Here is an 18,263-nt window from a genome sequence, read left to right on the forward strand (position 1 = left end):
ATAATAAAAACAAAAGAGCGCAACAAGGCGCTCCTTTATGATAAAATTAGTTGCCTAATTCCGAAATGAACTTGATACGCATGAGTCGCAGCTCCTCTTCGGTGTATTCATCTTCAAATTCGGCCAGGGCATCTTCAAAGGCTTCGTCTATGTTGTCGGTTTCGCTGCTGCGGAAGAAATCGTAAATCTCTTCTTGGCGCTCGGGTTCCAGCAGCTGGTTGATGTAGTAGTCGAGATTGAGCCGCACGCCGGAGTAGCAAATGCTTTCTATTTCGTCGAGCAGTTCGCTGAACTCCATATCCAGATTGTCGGCTATCTCTTCAAGGTCCATCTTGCGGTCTATCTGTTGTATGATATAAATTTTTGTTTTAGAGCGCGAAGGGGTGGATTTGACAACAACCTCGCTGGCCGTTTCTATGTCGTGCTCTTCTACGTAGTTGCGTATGGCTTCGAGGAAGGGGCGCCCAAACTTCACTACCTTGCCGCGTCCTACGCCGTTGATTTGCTCGAGCTCTTGTTCGGTCGTAGGGTAGGTGGTAGCCATTTCTTCCAGCGAAATGTCTTGAAAGATTACATAAGGTGGCAAGCCTTTTTCTTTGGCTATGCGCTTGCGCAGGTTGCGCAGGAGGTCATAAAGCACTTCGTCGTAGGCTTTGGCTTGGGTAGCCACGCTGTTTTCTTGTTTTTCAAGCTCCTCGAGCGTTGCTTTAGAATAATCGTGGTCTTCGTGCAGGGTCACCATGTAGGGGTGTGCTATGAACTTCTTGCCTTTTTCCGTGAGTTTATAGATGACCTGTTGTTCTACTTCTTTTGACAAGAAGCCCATGATAAGAATTTGACGATACAAAGAGCGCCAGAACTTGGCATCGCGCTTTTTGCCTTTACCATATACCGGCAGTTTGTTGTGTTCGTAGCTTTTGATGTAGTCGTTGGGTTCGCCCATGAGCACATCGATGAGGTGGTCCACACCAAAGCGCTCGCCGGTTGCTTCTACTGCCTCTAATGCCCACTGAATCTCTTTATCTACTTTGAATTGTGGAGTAGGATTGGTGCAGTTGTCACACATTTCGCAATTCTCCTCTTCGTAGTACTCGCCGAAATAATGAAGCAACTGCCGGCGGCGGCAAACGCCCGATTCGGCATAATCGGCCATTTCGGAAAGCAGGTATTTGGCATTGTCGCGTTCAGTGACAGGCTTGTCTTTATTGAACTTGTCGAGCTTTTGAATATCGTCGTAGCTATAAAGCAGCAGGCAGTGCCCTTCCAAGCCGTCCCGCCCGGCGCGTCCGGTTTCTTGATAGTAGCCTTCCAGAGACTTGGGTGCATCGTAATGAACGACAAAGCGCACGTCGGGTTTATCGATGCCCATGCCAAAGGCAATGGTGGCTACGATGACATCTACTTCTTCGTTGAGGAAGGCATCTTGGTTGCGCATGCGCACTTCGGAGTCGAGGCCGGCATGGTAAGGCAGCGCTTTAATGTCGTTTACATTGAGCAGCTCGGCTATTTCTTCTACGGTCTTGCGGCTCAGGCAATACACAATGCCGGATTTGCCTTTGTGTTTTTTGATGAAGCGAATCAGTTGCTTTTCGCTTTCTATTTTGGGGCGTACTTCGTAATAAAGGTTGGGGCGGTTGAATGATGACTTAAATACGGTGGCATCTTCAATGCCCAGGTTTTTGATAATGTCTTGCTGTACTTTAGGGGTAGCAGTGGCAGTCAGTGCAATAATGGGCAGTTCGCCAATCTGGTCTATCACGCTTCTTATCTTGCGGTATTCGGGGCGGAAATCATGCCCCCATTCTGAGATACAGTGCGCTTCATCTACTGCAATAAAGGATATTTTGGCTTGCTTGAAAAGCTCCAGGTTTTCTTCCTTACCTAAGGACTCAGGCGCTACGTACAACAGCTTGGTAGTGCCGGCCAATACGCTTTCTCTTACTTGTTGTACTTCCGATTTGGAAAGGGTTGAGTTTAAGAAATGAGCTTCTACGCCTACCGCATTGAGCTGGTCCACTTGGTTTTTCATGAGTGCAATGAGCGGTGAAATAACCAGGGCCGTGCCCTCCATGATAACCGCAGGCAGCTGATAACAGAGCGATTTACCGGCACCTGTGGGCATAATTACGAAAGTATGCTTGCCTGCCAGGAGGTTTTCGATGATTTGCTCTTGGTTGCCGCGGAATTGATTATAACCAAAAATTTCCTTGAGTTTGCTTTTCAGCTGAGTGTTTTTCTGTCCTACCGACATAGTCCCATCTATCCGTTTAATAAGTCCTTATTACAAAGATAAACAAAAAGAAGAGAAGCAGTTGACTGCTTCTCTCTTAGGAATCACGAAACTATAAAAATTTAAAAAAACAGCTTTGTAAGATGTAATTTTTTGCTTAAAAGTAGCTTTGTATGCTGCACTTATACACCAATAAGCATACGTGCGGGGTCTTCAAGCAACTCTTTTACTCTATACAAGAAGCTTACCGATTCGCGGCCGTCGATGATACGGTGGTCATAAGACAGAGCCACGTACATAACCGGTGCTATTTTGACTTCTCCGTTTACTGCAATAGGACGTTCTACGATATTGTGCATTCCCAAAATGGCCGACTGTGGTGCATTGATGATGGGTGTGGACAGCATAGAGCCAAACACGCCGCCATTGGTGATGGTAAAGGTGCCCCCTTGCATTTCTTCTATGCTCAATTTGCCTTCGCGGGCTTTTGTTGCCAAACGTATGATTTCTTTTTCAATTTCATCAAAAGTCATTTGTTCGGCATTCCGTATGACAGGCACCACCAAGCCACGGTCGGTAGAAACGGCAATGGAGATGTCGCAATAGTCGTGATATACGATTTCGTCGCCGTCGATGCGGGCATTCACGGCGGGCCACTCTTGAAGGGCAATGCAGCAAGCCTTGGTAAAGAAGGACATGAAGCCCAAGCCTACGCCGTACTTTTCTTTAAACTTGTCTTTGTATTGCTTGCGCAAGTCCATGATAGGCTGCATGTTCACCTCATTGAAGGTGGTGAGCATGGCTGTTTCGTTTTTCACAGCCACCAAGCGGCGGGCAATGGTTTTGCGCAGCGAAGACATGCGCTGGCGGCGTTCGTTGCGGCTGCCGGCTGCCGGCTTGGCAGGAGCTTCCTCTTGTGCTTTGTTGGCGGCAGTGGGTTTGCTTTCTGTCTTTTTCTCTGCCTTAAGCGCGTCTTCTTTGGTGATGCGTCCGCCCGGTCCGGTCCCTTTCACCTGATCGTAGGGGATTCCTTTTTCATCCAATATCTTTTTGGCTGCGGGCGAGGGGTGGCCTTTAGCATAATCGTTGCCTTGTCCGGCGGTCTCTTGTGCCGGTGCTGAAGTTTTTTCTTCGCTTTGCGGGGCGCCCTCCATCACCTCTATTTTGCAAATCAGGTCGCCTACCTTCAAGGTGTCACCTGCCTTGGCCACATGGCGCAGGATACCGGTAGCTTCGGCCGGCAGTTCGAAAGTGGCTTTGTCGGACTCTATTTCAGCAATAATTTCATCAGTTTGCACAAAGGCGCCGTCTTCTTTGAGCCAGCTGCCCAGTACCACTTCATTGATGGATTCGCCCAGGGGTTGTACTTTCATTTCCACTACCTGCCCGGTGGGTTTGGGGGCATCGGCTGCACTTTCTTTGGCTGCGCTTTCTTGCTTGGCATCACCGGCGGGTTTGTCGCTGCTGCCGGCGGCTTGGGTGTCTATTTTACAAATAACGCCGCCGATGGGTACCGTTTCGCCTTCTTGGGCTACGATATGCAGGATGCCGGAGGCTTCTGCCACTACTTCAAAAGACGCTTTGTCTGACTCAAGCTCGCAAATGAGCTCGTCGGCTTCTACGTAGTCGCCATCTTTTTTATGCCATTGTCCAATGGTTACTTCTGTGATGGATTCACCAAGAGTGGGGACTTTTTGCTCAATCATGCTCATGGTTTTCTGTTGTTTTTATTGTGTATATGCTGTTTGACAGTTGAATGGAAGACTGCCTGTGTTTGATGGCACAGGCAGCCGGATATGCTACTTCACGGGGGCAAAAGCCTTTTCTACAATTTCTTGTTGTTCTTTCACGTGCACTTTGTAGTAGCCGGTCGCCGGTGAGGCGCTGGCTTTACGGCTGATGCCTTCCACAGGTTTGTAGTTGGTAACAATGTAGGTGTAGGCGCCCATGTTGCGGGGTTCTTCTTGCACCCAGCGCAAATGCGCTTTGGGATACTTGGCAAGCACGGCCTCCAGCTGTTTGTGCGGGAAGGGGTAGAGCTGCTCCAGTCGCACAATGGCTACGTCTTTGCGCTCGTGTTCCTGCTGATAGGCTTGCAAGTCGAGGGCTATTTTGCCACTACACAACAATACGGTTGTTACCTTTTTGGGATCGGCATAGGGGTCATCAAGTACTTCAAGGAAGCGGCCGTTTACAAAGTCTTCCACCGGTGAGGCTACCTCTTGACGACGCAAGAGTGATTTGGGTGTCATGATAATCAATGGCTTGCGGAATTCCCAAGCCAGCTGACGGCGCAACACATGGAAGAAGTTGGCTGCTTTGGTAATGTTGCATACCACCATATTCAGCTCGGCACAGAGCTGCAAGAAACGCTCGAGACGGGCAGAAGAGTGTTCAGGTCCTTGCCCTTCGTAACCATGAGGCAGCAGCATCACCAGTCCGTTCATTTGCTGCCATTTGCTTTCGGTGGCAGATATGAACTGGTCTATCATCACTTGGGCGCCGTTGGCAAAGTCGCCAAATTGGGCTTCCCAAAGCACCAAAGCATTGGGATTGGCCATGGAATAGCCAAACTCAAAGCCCAGCACGCCGTATTCCGACAACAAGGAGTTGTAAATACGCAGCTGCTGCTTTTGGTCAGGTACAATATGGTTGAGGCTGAAGTAAGGTTCGTTGGTTTCCGAATCGTGGAGAACGGCATGACGGTGCGAGAAAGTGCCGCGTCGCACGTCTTGCCCGGTAAGGCGCACAATCTTTTCTTCCAACAGAATAGAACCGTAGGCCAACAGTTCGGCAGAAGCCCAGTCAAGCACTTTGTCTTGGAAGAACATGCGCTCGCGCTCGGCAAGCAGTTTTTTGATTTGCTTTAAAGGTTTAAATCCTTCGGGCACCGTGCAAAGTGCTTTGCCTACCTTTTCGATGACTTCGGGCGATACGCCGGTTTCGGGCGACTGCTCAAAGTCTTTTTCGGTGGCTTTGCGCAGCTTCATCCAGTCTTTTTCGAGCTGGAGGTAAGTGTAAGGCAGCGGTTTTTGTTTCACTTCATTGAAGCGGTCATTGAGCAGCTTTTTGAACTCTTGCTCCATCTGCTCTGCCAGCTTGGCATCCAAGCTGCCCTGCTGCTTGAGTTTTTCTATATACACCTCGCGGGGGTTGGGGTGCTTGGCAATGAGATTGTAAAGCTTGGGTTGGGTGAATTTGGGTTCATCGGTTTCGTTGTGCCCATGGCGGCGGTAGCACACCATGTCGATGAAGATATCGCGGTGGAACTTCTGGCGGAATTCGGCGGCAATTTGGGCACAGAATACCACGGCTTCGGGGTCGTCGCCGTTGACGTGCAACACAGGGGCGTCGATTACCTTGGCTACGTCGGTACAGTAAATACTTGAGCGGGCATCGTCGAAGTCAGTGGTAAAGCCCACTTGGTTGTTGATGACGAAGTGGATGGTACCCCCGGTAGTGAAGCCCTCCAGCTGCGACATCTGCGCCACTTCGTAAACAATGCCTTGCCCTGCTATAGCAGCGTCACCATGAATGAGCACCGGCACAACATACTTTTTATCAAAAAACTCCTCATCGATTTGTGCACGCGCATACCCTTCAACGACGGGGTCCACGGCTTCGAGGTGCGAAGGGTTGGGTGCCAAGCGCAGGTTTACTTCTTTGCCGGCGGGCGTTTTGATTTGGCTGGCAAAGCCCATGTGGTATTTTACGTCGCCGTCGCCCATGGTAGAGTCAGGGATAACCGCGCCTTCGAACTCGCTGAATATTTGCTCATAGGTCTTGCCCATGATGTTGGCAAGCACGTTGAGGCGCCCACGGTGTGCCATGCCAATGATGATTTCCTTGGCTTCTAAGTCAGCCAGGCGGTTAATGATGGCATCGAGTGCGGGGATGGTGGTTTCGCCACCTTCCAGCGAGAAGCGTTTTTGTCCGAGGTATTTTGTATGTAAGAAGTTTTCGAATACGACGGCTTCGTTCAGCTTTTGAAGGATGCGCTTTTTGTATTCTATGTCCGGGTTGAAATGAATGGATTCGTATTCTACTTTTTCTTTGAACCACTGCAGAATTTCCGGCTCGCGGATGTACATGTATTCAAAGCCGATGCTTGATGTATAGATTTTCTGCAGGGCGGCGATGATGTCACGCAGCTTGGCACGCCCGATGCCTATTTCCGCGCCTATGTTGAACTCTTTGTCCAGATCTTCTTCGCTAAGGTTGAAGTATTCGAGTTCCAGGATGGCGCGCCGGTCTTTGCGTTCCCTCACCGGGTTGGTTTTGGCTTTGAGGTGTCCCCGGCTCCGGTAGGCATGAATCAGCTGATATACGTTGAGCTCTTTGCTGCTAAGCACGCTTTCGGTGTCGGTGCTTGCCATGCCGTTGCTATGATATTGCAGGGCAAACTCGAAGCCCTCGAAAAAGCGCTGCCAGCTGGTATCAACCGACTGCGGGTCTTGCTTGTATGCTTGATACAAAGACTCGATGTAGTTGCCGTGTGCATTGGCTACATAAGAAAAAGTCTCCATGGGGTTCTCTAATGAGGTTTGGTTTACTAAATACAAAGGTAAGGCTTTGTGTTTAATATGAAAAACCCTTATTCGTTTTAGCAAATATTGTTGATAGAGAGAGTGTTGTGTTTAAGTGGGCAGCCTTTAAAAAAGGATCTTCTGAAAAAAACAAGAAGCCCCCCTGCAGTGTTGCAAGAGGGCTTTTGCATGGTGACTATATGTTTGTTTTGCTTAGGCGTTGACTTTGTTGCGCATCAGAATGCCTACTTTCTCGATGAGGTCAGCAATGCGGTTGGAGTAACCGAACTCATTATCATACCAACCTACAACCTTTACCAGGCGTCCGTTTACGCTGGTCAAACCGGCATCGAAGATGCAGGAGTGCGGGTTGCCTACAATGTCGATAGACACGATGGGGTCTTCGGTATATGCCAAGATGCCTTTCAGTGCACCTTCGGCTGCCTCTTTCATCGCTTTATTGATGCTTTCTTTGTCGGCATCTTTTTTCAATACTACGGTCAGGTCGGTTACCGAGCCATCAGGAATGGGCACCCGCATGGCGATGCCATCCAGCTTGCCTTTCAGCTGAGGCAATACCAAGCCTACGGCTTTGGCGGCACCGGTGCTGGTAGGTACTATAGAGTAAGCAGCAGCACGTGCACGGCGCAGGTCTTTGTGCGGCGCATCTTGCAGGCGCTGGTCGGCAGTATAGGCGTGTACGGTGGTCATGTAACCGCTTTCGATGCCGAACACTTCGTCGAGTACCTTGGCCATGGGTGCCAGGCAGTTGGTGGTGCAAGATGCATTGGATACGATGAGTTCCTCGCCGGTCAGGATATCGTCATTTACGCCCAGCACGACAGTAGGCACTTTGTCGGGCGACTTGGTGGGTGCTGAAAGAATCACGCGCTTGGCACCGGCAGCAATGTGACCATGTGCGCTGTCGTAATCCAAGAAGCGGCCGGTAGATTCCAGCACTACGTCTATGCCCAGCTCGCCCCAAGGCAGCTTGGCAGGTTCTTTCTCGGCATATACTTTAATAAGGGTGCCGTTGACAACGATACCTTCGGCGTGGGCTTCTACCGTGCCGGGGAACTGCCCGTGCACAGAATCATATTTCAGCAGATGCGCCAGGGTTGCGCTATCCGTAAGGTCGTTGATGGCTACAACCTCTACGTTCTCTTTTTGCAGCATGGCACGGAACGACAGACGCCCGATGCGCCCAAAGCCGTTGATGGCTACTTTTAGTTTATTTGACATGGCAACGCTTAGGTTTGATAAGTGAAACTTATGGTGTTGTACTCTCGGTACGACGCTGCAATATTACAAAATATATATTGATATATGAAGCCAAGCTTCTGTGGGGCAGCCATGAAAGTGAAAAAGAAAAAAATAAAAATAGAAATAAAAAAAGCATCTTAATTGTTACAATTAAAAGCATCCTTATATCTTTGTTGAACAGATTTTGTTTTTCTTTACAAAACAATTGAATATGAAAGACATTATAAAGCTTTATGAAATCGTGGAAAATAAAACCCTGCAGAATCTGCCGGTGTTGAATTTTGAAAAGAAAAATAAAGAAGAAGAACTTCTTTTGCATATTAAGCAGGGCGACTTTCGTACCGACGACGAAGCAGCCGCCGGGATGTATGGCACCGACGGTAAAGACGTCAGGTACAAATCTTTGAAATACAGACTTAAGCAGAAATTGCTTAATCATCTATATTTCATCGATTTGGAGAGGATAGGCGTGAAGCCCCGTTGGAAGAATGAGCTTTCATTGTGGGAAACCCTTCTCAAAGCCCGCATACTCATGGAAGAGGGCTATGCAAAGATGGGAGAGAAGGTGTTGCGCAAGGCACTGTTGCATGCAGAAGAAAATGCCTTTACGCAGATAGCCTATCTGATTGCCAACTTTTTGATAGACTATTATATACAGGAGCATAACTTTCCTGCTTACCGCCAGATGCAATCTTTGATTGAGCGTTTACGGGAGCAACGAAACATAGAAGAAGAGGCGCAAGATGCTTATCGTCTGGCAATGGCTACTTTGCGCAAGTCTTATTTCTCACGTACACGTTTCATGGAGGAAGCCCGGGGGATTGCCGCTTCCTTGCGCAGCATATGGGAGCAAACGGGCAATTACAATGTATTTGAGCTTTACTATGGACTGCAAGTGGCTATCTACCGTTACAAAGGGGAGTATGAAAGCATGCTTGAGTTTCTGAAAGAGGTGGATGCCATACAGAGTGAACACATCATCTTTTCGTACCGTTTCGACCTATGGTATCACCGCACTTTGGAATTGGAAGCTTGCCTGAATACCTTCCGTATAGAGGAGGGCTTAAACCTTGCCAAGCGTTATGCCCCCCTGTTTCCGCAAGCATCTGAAAGCTGGTTCGATTTTCATGCGGTTTATGTGCGATTGGCTTGCTTTGCCGGCGATTACGAAGGGGCTGAAAAGCTGATTTATGCCGCTTTCAATAATGAATATATGCAACAGCTGCCCCAAGAAAGCAGGCGTATGTGGGAACTGATGGCTGCTTATCTGGCGTATATCACCGGCGACAAACGTCTGCATCATCTCTTTGATGTGGAGACCTACTATAAACGCTTGCCTGATTATGACCGTCACCAGTTGACCTTTCACGTGCCGCTTTTAATCTTGCAAATAGCCTACGCGGTGCGTATGCAAGACTACGAAGCGGTGCAGGAGCGGGTTGCCCTGTTGCAAAAATACACCAACCGTAACCTGCGCGCCAACATTTCGCCGCGTACCCGTCTTTTTTTCCGGGCGCTTAAAATCATGCTTGACAACGACTTCAAACAGAAAAGCAGCCGCAATAAAGGAAGATACACCCAAAAACAGCTTTCAGAATGGCAAGGCGAGCCGGGAGAAGACTACTTCGGCGAGTGGGAAATCATTCCTTATCAGGTGTTGTGGGACGCCATGACCATGGACCTTGTGCGTGAGCCTCTGGGAAAACGTGGCAGACCCAAGAAGAAAAAAACAGAGAAGTAGGTGCGCTTTTGCACTTGTTTTTCTATTTTCCCAATCCAATCATACAGGCAAAACTGCCGCTGTGGCTACTTGTTTTGATGATTTGAATATAAATTCTGAAATTTACGCTACATACCTTGTATATATTTTGCGCGTATTATGGATAAAGAGTCAAATCTTTTGCTTTCGGTAAAAAACCTTCGTGTTGAGTTTACTTCCGAGAAAGGGAGTTTTCTGGCGGTTGACAATGTGTCGTTCGATTTGGAGAAGGGAAGCACCTTGAGTATCGTGGGAGAGTCGGGTTCCGGCAAGTCAGTGACCTCATTGGCTATTATGGGCTTGCTGGCATCCAATGCCAAGGTGAGTGGTGAGATATGGTTCAATTCCAATAGCTTGGGGTGGGTGGATTTGCTGAGCCTGTCCCCAAAACAAATGCGCTCGATTCGAGGGGGGGAAATAGCCATGGTCTTTCAGGAGCCCATGACTTCGCTCAACCCCGTGATGACCTGCGGGGACCAGGTGATGGAAGCCATCCGCCTGCATCGCCCCGACTTGAGCAAGGAGGAGGCGCGCCAGCTGGTGTTTCGTAAGTTCCGCGATGTGCATCTGGATAGTCGCGATGAAGGCGACAGCGACGAAGCTGCCATGGCGCAACTCGAAAAAATCTATCACTCTTTTCCGCATCAACTGTCCGGGGGGCAGAAACAAAGAGTCATGATTGCCATGGCTTTGGCTTGCGACCCGGAGCTTATTATCGCCGATGAGCCTACCACCGCCTTAGATGTGAGTACCCAGCGAGCCATTCTCGATATTTTTCAAGAGTTGACCTGCCGGGAAGATATATCGGTTTTGTTCATCAGCCATGACTTGGGGGTGGTTGCCGAAGTGTCGGACCGCGTGATGGTGATGTATCGAGGCAAGCAGCGCGAACTGGAAGATGTGCTCACTATCTTCGACAACCCGAAAGACCCTTATACGCGAGGTCTTTTCTCTTGCCGCCCACGGGTGGATTTGAGTTTCCTGGATACCTCCGTTACACGCCTGACGCGCCTGCCCACCATTGCAGATTTCATTGAGGTGGATGCCCAAGGCAATGTGAAAGCCAAAAAGGTGGATAACATAGGTATTGGCGAAACCATCTTTTCGATGATAGACATTGAAGAAGAGTTATCGCAAAGCGAACAGCCCGAGCCGCCCTTGCCTGTGCTTAAAGTGGAAGGGCTGACCAAGACCTTCTGGGTGAAAAAGAAAGACAAAAGGGGCAAGGAACGCTTCGTTGCCGTTGACAATGTGAGTTTCGAAGTCTTCAAGGGAGAGACCGTCGGTTTGGTGGGCGAGTCGGGATGTGGCAAATCTACTTTGAGCCGCCTGATTCTACGCCTTCTGGAAGCCGATGGTGGGCGTGTGGAGTTTGGAGTGCGTACCGGAGACGGAAGCATGCACTATCATGACCTTTTTGCGTTGAGTGAGCGCGCCATGCGTCCCCTGCGGCGTTATATGCAGATTGTTTTCCAAGACCCCTTTGCTTCGCTCAATCCGCGCATGAGTATAGGCGAGATATTGACCGAGCCCATGCGCCTGTTTAAACTATATGGAAGCGCCAAAGAGCAAAAAGAGCGTGCCTTTAAACTCTTGGAAGACGTGGGCTTGGACCCCCGCCATGTCTTTCACCGCTACCCTCACGAGTTTTCGGGAGGACAGCGCCAGCGCATTTGCATTGCACGGGCTTTGGCTACCGACCCTCAATTTATTATCTTTGACGAATCGGTGTCTGCCTTGGATGTGTCGGTACAAGCCGAAGTGCTGAATCTTATCAACGAACTGAAAGAACAATATCATTTTTCGTCTATCTTTATTTCCCACGACCTTGCCGTCATTCGTTTTATTGCCGACCGGGTGATGGTCATGAAGGATGGCAAGATTATTGAGACAGGAGATAATCGACAGATTTTTGAAAACCCCTCGCATCCTTATACCCGGGCACTTTTGGATGCCATACCCAAAGGTGATATTATTGCCATCAGGAAGAATATTGAAGAAAGAACTTCGATTCGCGGCAGCCGTACCCACAGCACCCCATGAAAACGACGCAGGATGAGTAAAATAAACAATCCACTTCCCACCTAAACAAAGAAAAAGCGAACTGCCCGGCAGGCTCTTATTGCGCCGGGGAGTACCCATCTTTTTTACTTTGTGTTTTAAATGAATGAAATCAATGACTATGACAAGAAAGAAGAAAAAAATAAAAGCAAAGCTTGTTACCAAGCGCAAAAGAAAAAACAAAGCCACAGTTGACATAAAGCAACTGAAAGAACAGATATTAAAAGTGATGGAAGAGCCTTTGAAACATGGCTATTCCATACGTACCATCATGCGTAAGCTGCATGCCGAAGGCAAAAAAAGCAAACGGGCAGTGATGCAGGCAGTCGAAGAACTGCTCGATGAAGGACATCTGTATTTTACATCCGACGGGCGCATGCGTTCGGCGCTGGAGCGCCAGAATGTGCTCGTGGGGGTGGTGGACCAATCCAGCCCTTACTACGCTTTTGTAGTACCCAAAGACCCGGCACTGCCCGACGTGTGGGTATCGGTCGAAGACCTGAATACCGCCTTCGATGGCGATGTGGTGAAAGTCGCTTATTTCGATTCGGAGAAGGGGCTGAACCCCGAAGGCAAAGTACTGGAAATCCTGGAACGGAAGCACAACCGCATCGTCGGGCGCTTGACCATAGACCGTTCCGGTGAGTTTGGTTTTGTGGAGCCCGACAGCCGCCGTTATTACATGGACATCTTTGTGCCGAAAGAATCGTTGCACGGGGCTCAAACCGACGACAAGGTGATTGTGGAGATAGTGAAATGGCCCAAGAACGGCAAAAAACCCGTGGGAAAGGTCGTGAGCATATTGGGCAAAGCCGGTGACCACAATACCGAAATGCATGCCATCATGGCAGAGTATAATTTGCCTTATGAGTTTCCTAAGAGGGTAGAACAGGCAGCCGAAAAGATATCTGCCAAAATACCGAAAGCCGAAATTGCCCGGCGGCGCGATTTCCGTGGCATCCCTACTTTTACCATAGACCCCGAAGATGCCAAAGACTTTGACGATGCCCTTTCTATTCGCAAGCTGGAGAATGGAAACTGGGAAGTGGGCGTACACATTGCCGACGTCACCTACTATGTGAAGCCGGGTTCTGTTTTGGACAAAGAAGCTTTTCAGCGCGCCACTTCCGTGTATTTGGTGGACCGGGTGGTGCCCATGCTGCCCGAACGCCTTTCCAATGACCTGTGTTCTTTACGCCCACATGAAGACCGTCTCACTTTTTCGGCAGTTTTTGAAGTGGACAAGAACGCCCGTGTGCTCAACAGCTGGTTTGGCAGAACCATCATCCATTCGCAGCGCCGCTTCACCTACGAAGAAGCACAAGAGCGCATAGAAACGGGCAAAGGCGACTTTGCCGGAAAGATACGCACACTCAACCGCCTGGCAAAAATACTGCGCAAACGCCGTTTTGAGCATGGCGCCATCAGCTTCGAGACCGTAGAGGTGCGCTTCCGCCTGGCACAAGACGGCACCCCGCTGGAGGTGGTACCCAAAATACGCAAAGACGCGCACAAGATGATAGAAGAATGGATGCTGCTTGCCAACCGCAAAGTGGCAGAGTTTGTCTATAATCTGAAAAAGAAAGAGCCGCGTTTGACTATGGTGTACCGGGTACACGAACCGCCGGTCGAAGACCGTCTCGAAACCTTTGCCAAGTTTATTGCCAAATTCGGATATAAGCTCGACACCAGCGACCCGCGGCGTTTGGCGCAATCCTACAATGCCCTGACCGAAGCCGTAGAAGGCAAACCGGAGCAAAACTTTATTGAATCGCTGGCTATTCGCACCATGTCGAAAGCCAGATATACCACTGAGCCTTTGGGTCACTTTGGCTTGGCTTTCGACCATTACACCCATTTTACTTCACCCATTCGCCGCTACCCCGACATGATGGTACACCGCCTGCTGTGGCACTATTTGCACAAGGGGCAATCGGTCAATAAAGAAGAATACGAGTCGTATTGCGAGCATGCTTCCGAAATGGAGCGTCGTGCCGAAGAGGCAGAGCGTGCTTCCATTAAATACAAGCAGGTGGAATTTATGCAGAACCGTACCGACGAGGTCTTTGACGGCATTGTGACGGGAGTAACCGAACACGGGGTGTATGTGGAAATTGTGCAAACCAAGTGCGAAGGACGGGTGGCAATGAGCGACCTGCAAGGAGACTATTACGAGTTGGACCACGAAAACTACCGTCTGGTAGGGCGTAAAACCAAACGCATCATAGCCTTTGGCGACAAGGTGAAAGTAAAGGTGAAAGCCACCAGCTTGGCAGCCCGTACCATAGACCTGTTGTTGGTGGAATAAGACAAGCAAAAAATGTGCCTTTGATTGAAAAATGTGGAGCTTCCCGCTGGAAGTATCCGCATTTTTTTTTAACTTTAACTACTTCAATCTTAAAGTGAAGCAGGGGTTATGCAAAAATTAGACCTGAAACAGATACAGACGCAAAAGCTTTCGCCTCAACAGATACAATACATCAAGCTGTTGCAAATCCCCAGTGTGGAACTGGAGGCAAGAGTACAGGAAGAATTGGCATCCAATCCACTGCTTGAAGAGGGCAGCCCGGAAGAAGACCCTTACAATTTCGAGGCGGAAGAAGAAAATTATGAATCCGAAGAGCTGGAAGATGTGCAGGAAGAAATCAGCATAGAAGAGTATCTCGAGCACGAAGACGTAAAGAATGGCTACAGTTCGGATTACTCGAACTATTCACCGGATGATGACGATGACAAAGAGGTGCCCATCGTCAGCAGCGCCTCTTTGCTCGAAAGCCTCGAGCGTCAAATAGGCTTCTTGGATTTGGACGAAAAACAACAAATCATAGCCCGGCAAATCATAGGCAGCCTCGATAGCGACGGCTACTTGCGGCGTGACTTGAAAGGGCTGCGCTATGACCTGATGCTTACGCAAAACGTGGCAGTGACGGAACAAGAGATAGAAGAGGTGCTCAAAAAGGTGCAGCGTTGCGACCCGCCCGGCATCGCTGCCCGTGACTTGAAAGAGTGCCTGATGATTCAACTGGAGCGCAAGCTGGAGGAAGAGTTTCTTACCGAAGAAGAACAACAACACGTACATAACGCGCTGTTAATATTGCGCAAATGTTTCAACGAATTCAAAAAGAAACACTACGATAAGATACAAAGCAAGCTGAACCTTAGCGATGAAGCGTTGCGCGAAGCCGTCCATTTGATTACCAAACTGAACCCCAAGCCGGGTGAGGTGTCGGGTAATTCTTTCGTACGCAACCAATACATCATTCCGGATTTTATTGTAAAAAACCGCAACGGACAGCTCGAAGTAAGCCTGAACTCAAAAAATGCCCCGGAACTGCGCATCAACCGGGTGTATGCCGAGATGCTGCAGCAATACGACAACAGCGACAAAAAAGACAAAAAGCTGAAAGAAACCATTTCGTTTGTGAAACAAAAGCTTGACTCTGCCAAGTGGTTCATCGATGCCATCAAACAGCGGCAAGATACCCTGTTGCGCACCATGAATGCTATTGTAGAGCATCAAAAGGAGTTCTTTTTAGAAGGCGACGAGTCGAAGCTAAAACCCATGATTTTGAAAGATATTGCCGATAAAATAGGCATGGATATATCGACGGTCTCGCGCGTGGCAAGCAGCAAAACCGTGCAAACCGACTTCGGCATTTACCCTCTGAAATACTTCTTCTCGGAAGGCATAGAAACCAAAGATGGGGGCGAAGCCAGCAGCCGTGAGGTCAAGCATGTGTTGAAAGAGTTGGTGGACAACGAAGACAAAAGCGCCCCTTACTCCGACGAGAAACTTGAGCAACTGCTCAAAGAGCGAGGTTATAAGATAGCACGCCGTACGGTAGCCAAGTACCGCGAGCAATTGGGGATTCCTGTGGCACGCTTGCGCAAAGAACTGTAGTTTGCATGAAACGACCCCGCTGGGCTTGGATACTGTCAGTGCTTTTTCATCCCTTGTGGGTGCCGTGGCTGATGCTTTTCGTAGTGCTGCATTTTTATGCTTCCTCGTTTTTTTTATGGAGCAAACAGCTGCCGGCACTGCTTCTGAGGCTGTCAGCCATCTGCTGGCTCCTGTTGCCTGCCGTTTTATTGTTTCTCTTTAAACAAGCGCGCATCATCAAAACATGGGAGATGGAACAAGCCCGCGAACGGCGCTTGCCCCTGCTTTGTTTGTTGGCGGTATATATTCTTTCGGCTTGGGCTATGCACTTCTGGGAGCTGGATGCCCGTCTGCAAGCCTTGCCGGCAGGAGTAGCGCTTGGTTTGCTCTTGGCTTTCTTGCTCAACGAGTTATCCAAGATAAGCCTGCATACTTTGGCATTGGGCGGCGCTACCGCTTTTTTTGCTGCTTTGGCTTATCACACACACCGTACGGCATGGCTATTCCCCTTGATTGCTTCCATTTGGGCAAGCGGCTGGGTTTATGCCGCCCGTTTGGAACTCGATGCCCATTCGCACATGCAGCTTATGGGTGGGTACGGGACAGGCATGGTGGCTATGTGGGCAACCTATTGCTATACGGCTTGTGGTTTGTGAGTGCTTGACCGCATCACATGCTAAGCACTATCAACTCAAAGCGCCGGTTTTTGGCACGCCCTTCCTCGGTTTTATTGTCGGCTATGGGCTGCGACTCACCGTACCCTTTGGTAACAAAGCGGTCAGGCGACATGCCTTTCTGAAGCAGATATTCTTTTACGGCATTGGCACGCTTGCGCGACAACTCAAGGTTATAAGCTGCCGAACCGCGGTCGTCGGTATGACCGGCAATTTCAACGATAACGGTGGGGTTCTCTTTCAGCAGCTTGTAAATGCGGTCTATTTCACGCTTTGCATCTTCGTTCAACTCCCAGCTGTTATACTCAAAAGTGATGTTGCTAAGCGGTATTTTGGCGCCTACTTTTAAGCCTGTCATCTTTACATCCAGTTTGGGCTTGGCTTCTGCCTGTGGCAAATCCTTGGCAGCCGAAGCCACAAACTTGCGCGCATAGAAAAGGTAGTTGTTGGGGTTTTTTACTTCTATTTCATACTCGTCGCCTTCACGTAATTTGACCAGGTAGCGGCCATTTTGAGCGTCTTCGGGGCTAAGCTCTATGACCTCATCCCGGTTACGGTTGGTAAGCACCACGCCGAAGTCAAGGGCTTCGCCCGAGGCAATATCTTGAATATTGATTTCGTACTCTACTTTCTTTGGTGTAAGCGGAATACGGTAAACCAAGTTGAAGGTGTCGAGGCGGTTGGCGTCAATGGTAATGGTGGTGTCTTCGAACTGAGGTTCGGAAATGCGTATGTTGTATAGCTTCTTGACAGGGAGGTCCAGTGACAGGCGTCCCCCGGTGGCTTTTTGGCTTGCAATCGTTTGGCTTGCCAGCACGTCGCGTACTTCCACGCGAGCCTCTACGGGCGAACCCAGCTCTTTGTCTTGAATGATAAACTCGGTAGAGAAGGTGCTGATGCCCAAATCCGGAATCACCGGAGAAGTATCTTCAAGCACTTGGGCATGGCTTTTCATACTCATGAGGCTGATGCTTGCACAAAGAAAAATATACGAAAGCTTTTTCATTTTCTGCATGATTTGTTCAATACCGGGAGTTAAAACCGAAAGGTGAGGCGTAGTGCCGGCACAAATTGTCGCTGATAGGTAGCCTGTGGCACAATGCCCGCTTCTATATCCATTTTTTCATTAAGTTTTTTGAGATGGTGCTTGTCCACACGGTTGCGTAGCCCACGAAAGAAGACACGCGCCACATCGCCGCCCCAAATCGCGGCACTTACGACTGCCAACCCACTGGCAAGCAGCAACTGCTGGTTGGCTTGGTCGTAGAGCGAGGCGGCTTGGTCCGGGCGGGTAGCTTGCAAATAATCGTCATAAGAAGCCTTGGCTGCGTTATATTGCCAGATGGCAGCACCGGCTGCTCCGTAGGCTAAAAGCGTGGTAACCACCCAGCGGTATTTCCATTTCCACCACTTGTAATAGCGCACTTTGGGGTTGCCCAAGCCGGGTACTACCAGCGAATAAAGCGCTGCCCCTTCGTTTTTCAGATTCAGTACGCTGGGTTCGTAGCGGGCTTTTATTTTAAACTGTATGTTCTTGCCATCGAAGTCGGGGGCTTCTTTTTCATAATACCATATGATGCGCTTATCGCCGGCAAGCACGCGTCGCCCGATATGCCCGCGCACCTCTTTCAATGGTCCTTGAAATGTTCTACCGCTGTCGTTAGAGTAGTATAATTCGGTGTGAAATTCATAGCGAATGCTGCCGTCTTCCAAGGTGTAAGGCAAAATCACCTTCCCCTCCTTACGGTTCACTACAATTTGTTCATCCCGTAAATCCAGCTTTTGCCCAAGCAGCACATATGGCAGGCATAAGAGTACCGGAAATGACAGTTGTATGAGCGTTTTCATAAGTCACGATGAAAATAAGTTG

At 49.2% G+C, this 18,263-nt stretch carries 11 protein-coding genes; 5 read left to right on the forward strand and 6 right to left on the reverse strand.

Annotation, left to right across the window (positions count from 1 at the left end; genetic code table 11):
- Positions 1-46: 46 nt before the first annotated feature.
- From recQ to gap, 4 genes are all read right to left on the reverse strand, one after another.
- Positions 47-2,251: a DNA helicase RecQ gene (gene recQ / locus K384_RS12475; RefSeq protein WP_038032831.1), complete on the reverse strand. Its 2,205-nt coding sequence runs from the start codon at positions 2,249-2,251 to the stop codon at positions 47-49.
- 161 nt (positions 2,252-2,412) lie between these two features.
- Complete coding sequence (gene odhB / locus K384_RS12480) at positions 2,413-3,942, reverse strand: 2-oxoglutarate dehydrogenase complex dihydrolipoyllysine-residue succinyltransferase (RefSeq protein ID WP_038032833.1); 1,530 nt, start codon at positions 3,940-3,942, stop codon at positions 2,413-2,415.
- A gap of 87 nt (positions 3,943-4,029) precedes the next feature.
- On the reverse strand, positions 4,030-6,756 hold the full coding sequence (locus K384_RS12485) for a 2-oxoglutarate dehydrogenase E1 component (protein WP_038032835.1): 2,727 nt from the start codon (positions 6,754-6,756) through the stop codon (positions 4,030-4,032).
- Between the two features lie 213 nt (positions 6,757-6,969).
- On the reverse strand, positions 6,970-7,998 hold the full coding sequence (gap, locus tag K384_RS12490; protein ID WP_038032837.1) for a type I glyceraldehyde-3-phosphate dehydrogenase: 1,029 nt from the start codon (positions 7,996-7,998) through the stop codon (positions 6,970-6,972).
- Positions 7,999-8,230: 232 nt separating this feature from the next.
- Between gap and K384_RS12495 the strand changes: the two genes are divergently transcribed.
- The 5 genes from K384_RS12495 to K384_RS12515 all read left to right on the forward strand — a co-directional run bounded on the left by K384_RS12495 (position 8,231) and on the right by K384_RS12515 (position 16,375).
- On the forward strand, positions 8,231-9,760 hold the full coding sequence (locus K384_RS12495; protein ID WP_038032838.1) for a hypothetical protein: 1,530 nt from the start codon (positions 8,231-8,233) through the stop codon (positions 9,758-9,760).
- Positions 9,761-9,919: 159 nt separating this feature from the next.
- Complete coding sequence (locus K384_RS12500) at positions 9,920-11,821, forward strand: ABC transporter ATP-binding protein (RefSeq protein ID WP_456243269.1); 1,902 nt, start codon at positions 9,920-9,922, stop codon at positions 11,819-11,821.
- 133 nt (positions 11,822-11,954) lie between these two features.
- Positions 11,955-14,147, forward strand: coding sequence for a ribonuclease R (gene rnr / locus K384_RS12505; protein WP_245605310.1), 2,193 nt, complete (start codon positions 11,955-11,957; stop codon positions 14,145-14,147).
- A 108-nt stretch (positions 14,148-14,255) separates the two neighbouring features.
- A complete protein-coding gene (gene rpoN, locus K384_RS12510; RefSeq protein ID WP_038032841.1) occupies positions 14,256-15,740 on the forward strand; it encodes an RNA polymerase factor sigma-54 in 1,485 nt (494 codons plus the stop codon).
- A 5-nt stretch (positions 15,741-15,745) separates the two neighbouring features.
- Positions 15,746-16,375: a hypothetical protein gene (locus K384_RS12515; protein ID WP_038032842.1), complete on the forward strand. Its 630-nt coding sequence runs from the start codon at positions 15,746-15,748 to the stop codon at positions 16,373-16,375.
- Between the two features lie 13 nt (positions 16,376-16,388).
- Here K384_RS12515 and K384_RS12520 read toward each other — a convergent pair whose 3' ends face one another.
- Positions 16,389-17,354, reverse strand: a complete 966-nt coding sequence (locus tag K384_RS12520; RefSeq protein ID WP_169737657.1) for an OmpA family protein — start codon at positions 17,352-17,354, stop codon at positions 16,389-16,391.
- A gap of 74 nt (positions 17,355-17,428) precedes the next feature.
- The gene (locus K384_RS12525) at positions 17,429-18,241 is read right to left on the reverse strand and encodes a hypothetical protein (protein WP_038032846.1); all 813 of its coding nucleotides are present in this window, start codon (positions 18,239-18,241) and stop codon (positions 17,429-17,431) included.
- Between the last annotated feature and the right edge of the window lie 22 nt (positions 18,242-18,263).

The sequence above is a fragment of the Thermonema rossianum DSM 10300 genome, assembly GCF_000426825.1.
Classification (GTDB): Bacteria; Bacteroidota; Bacteroidia; order Cytophagales; family Thermonemataceae; genus Thermonema; species Thermonema rossianum.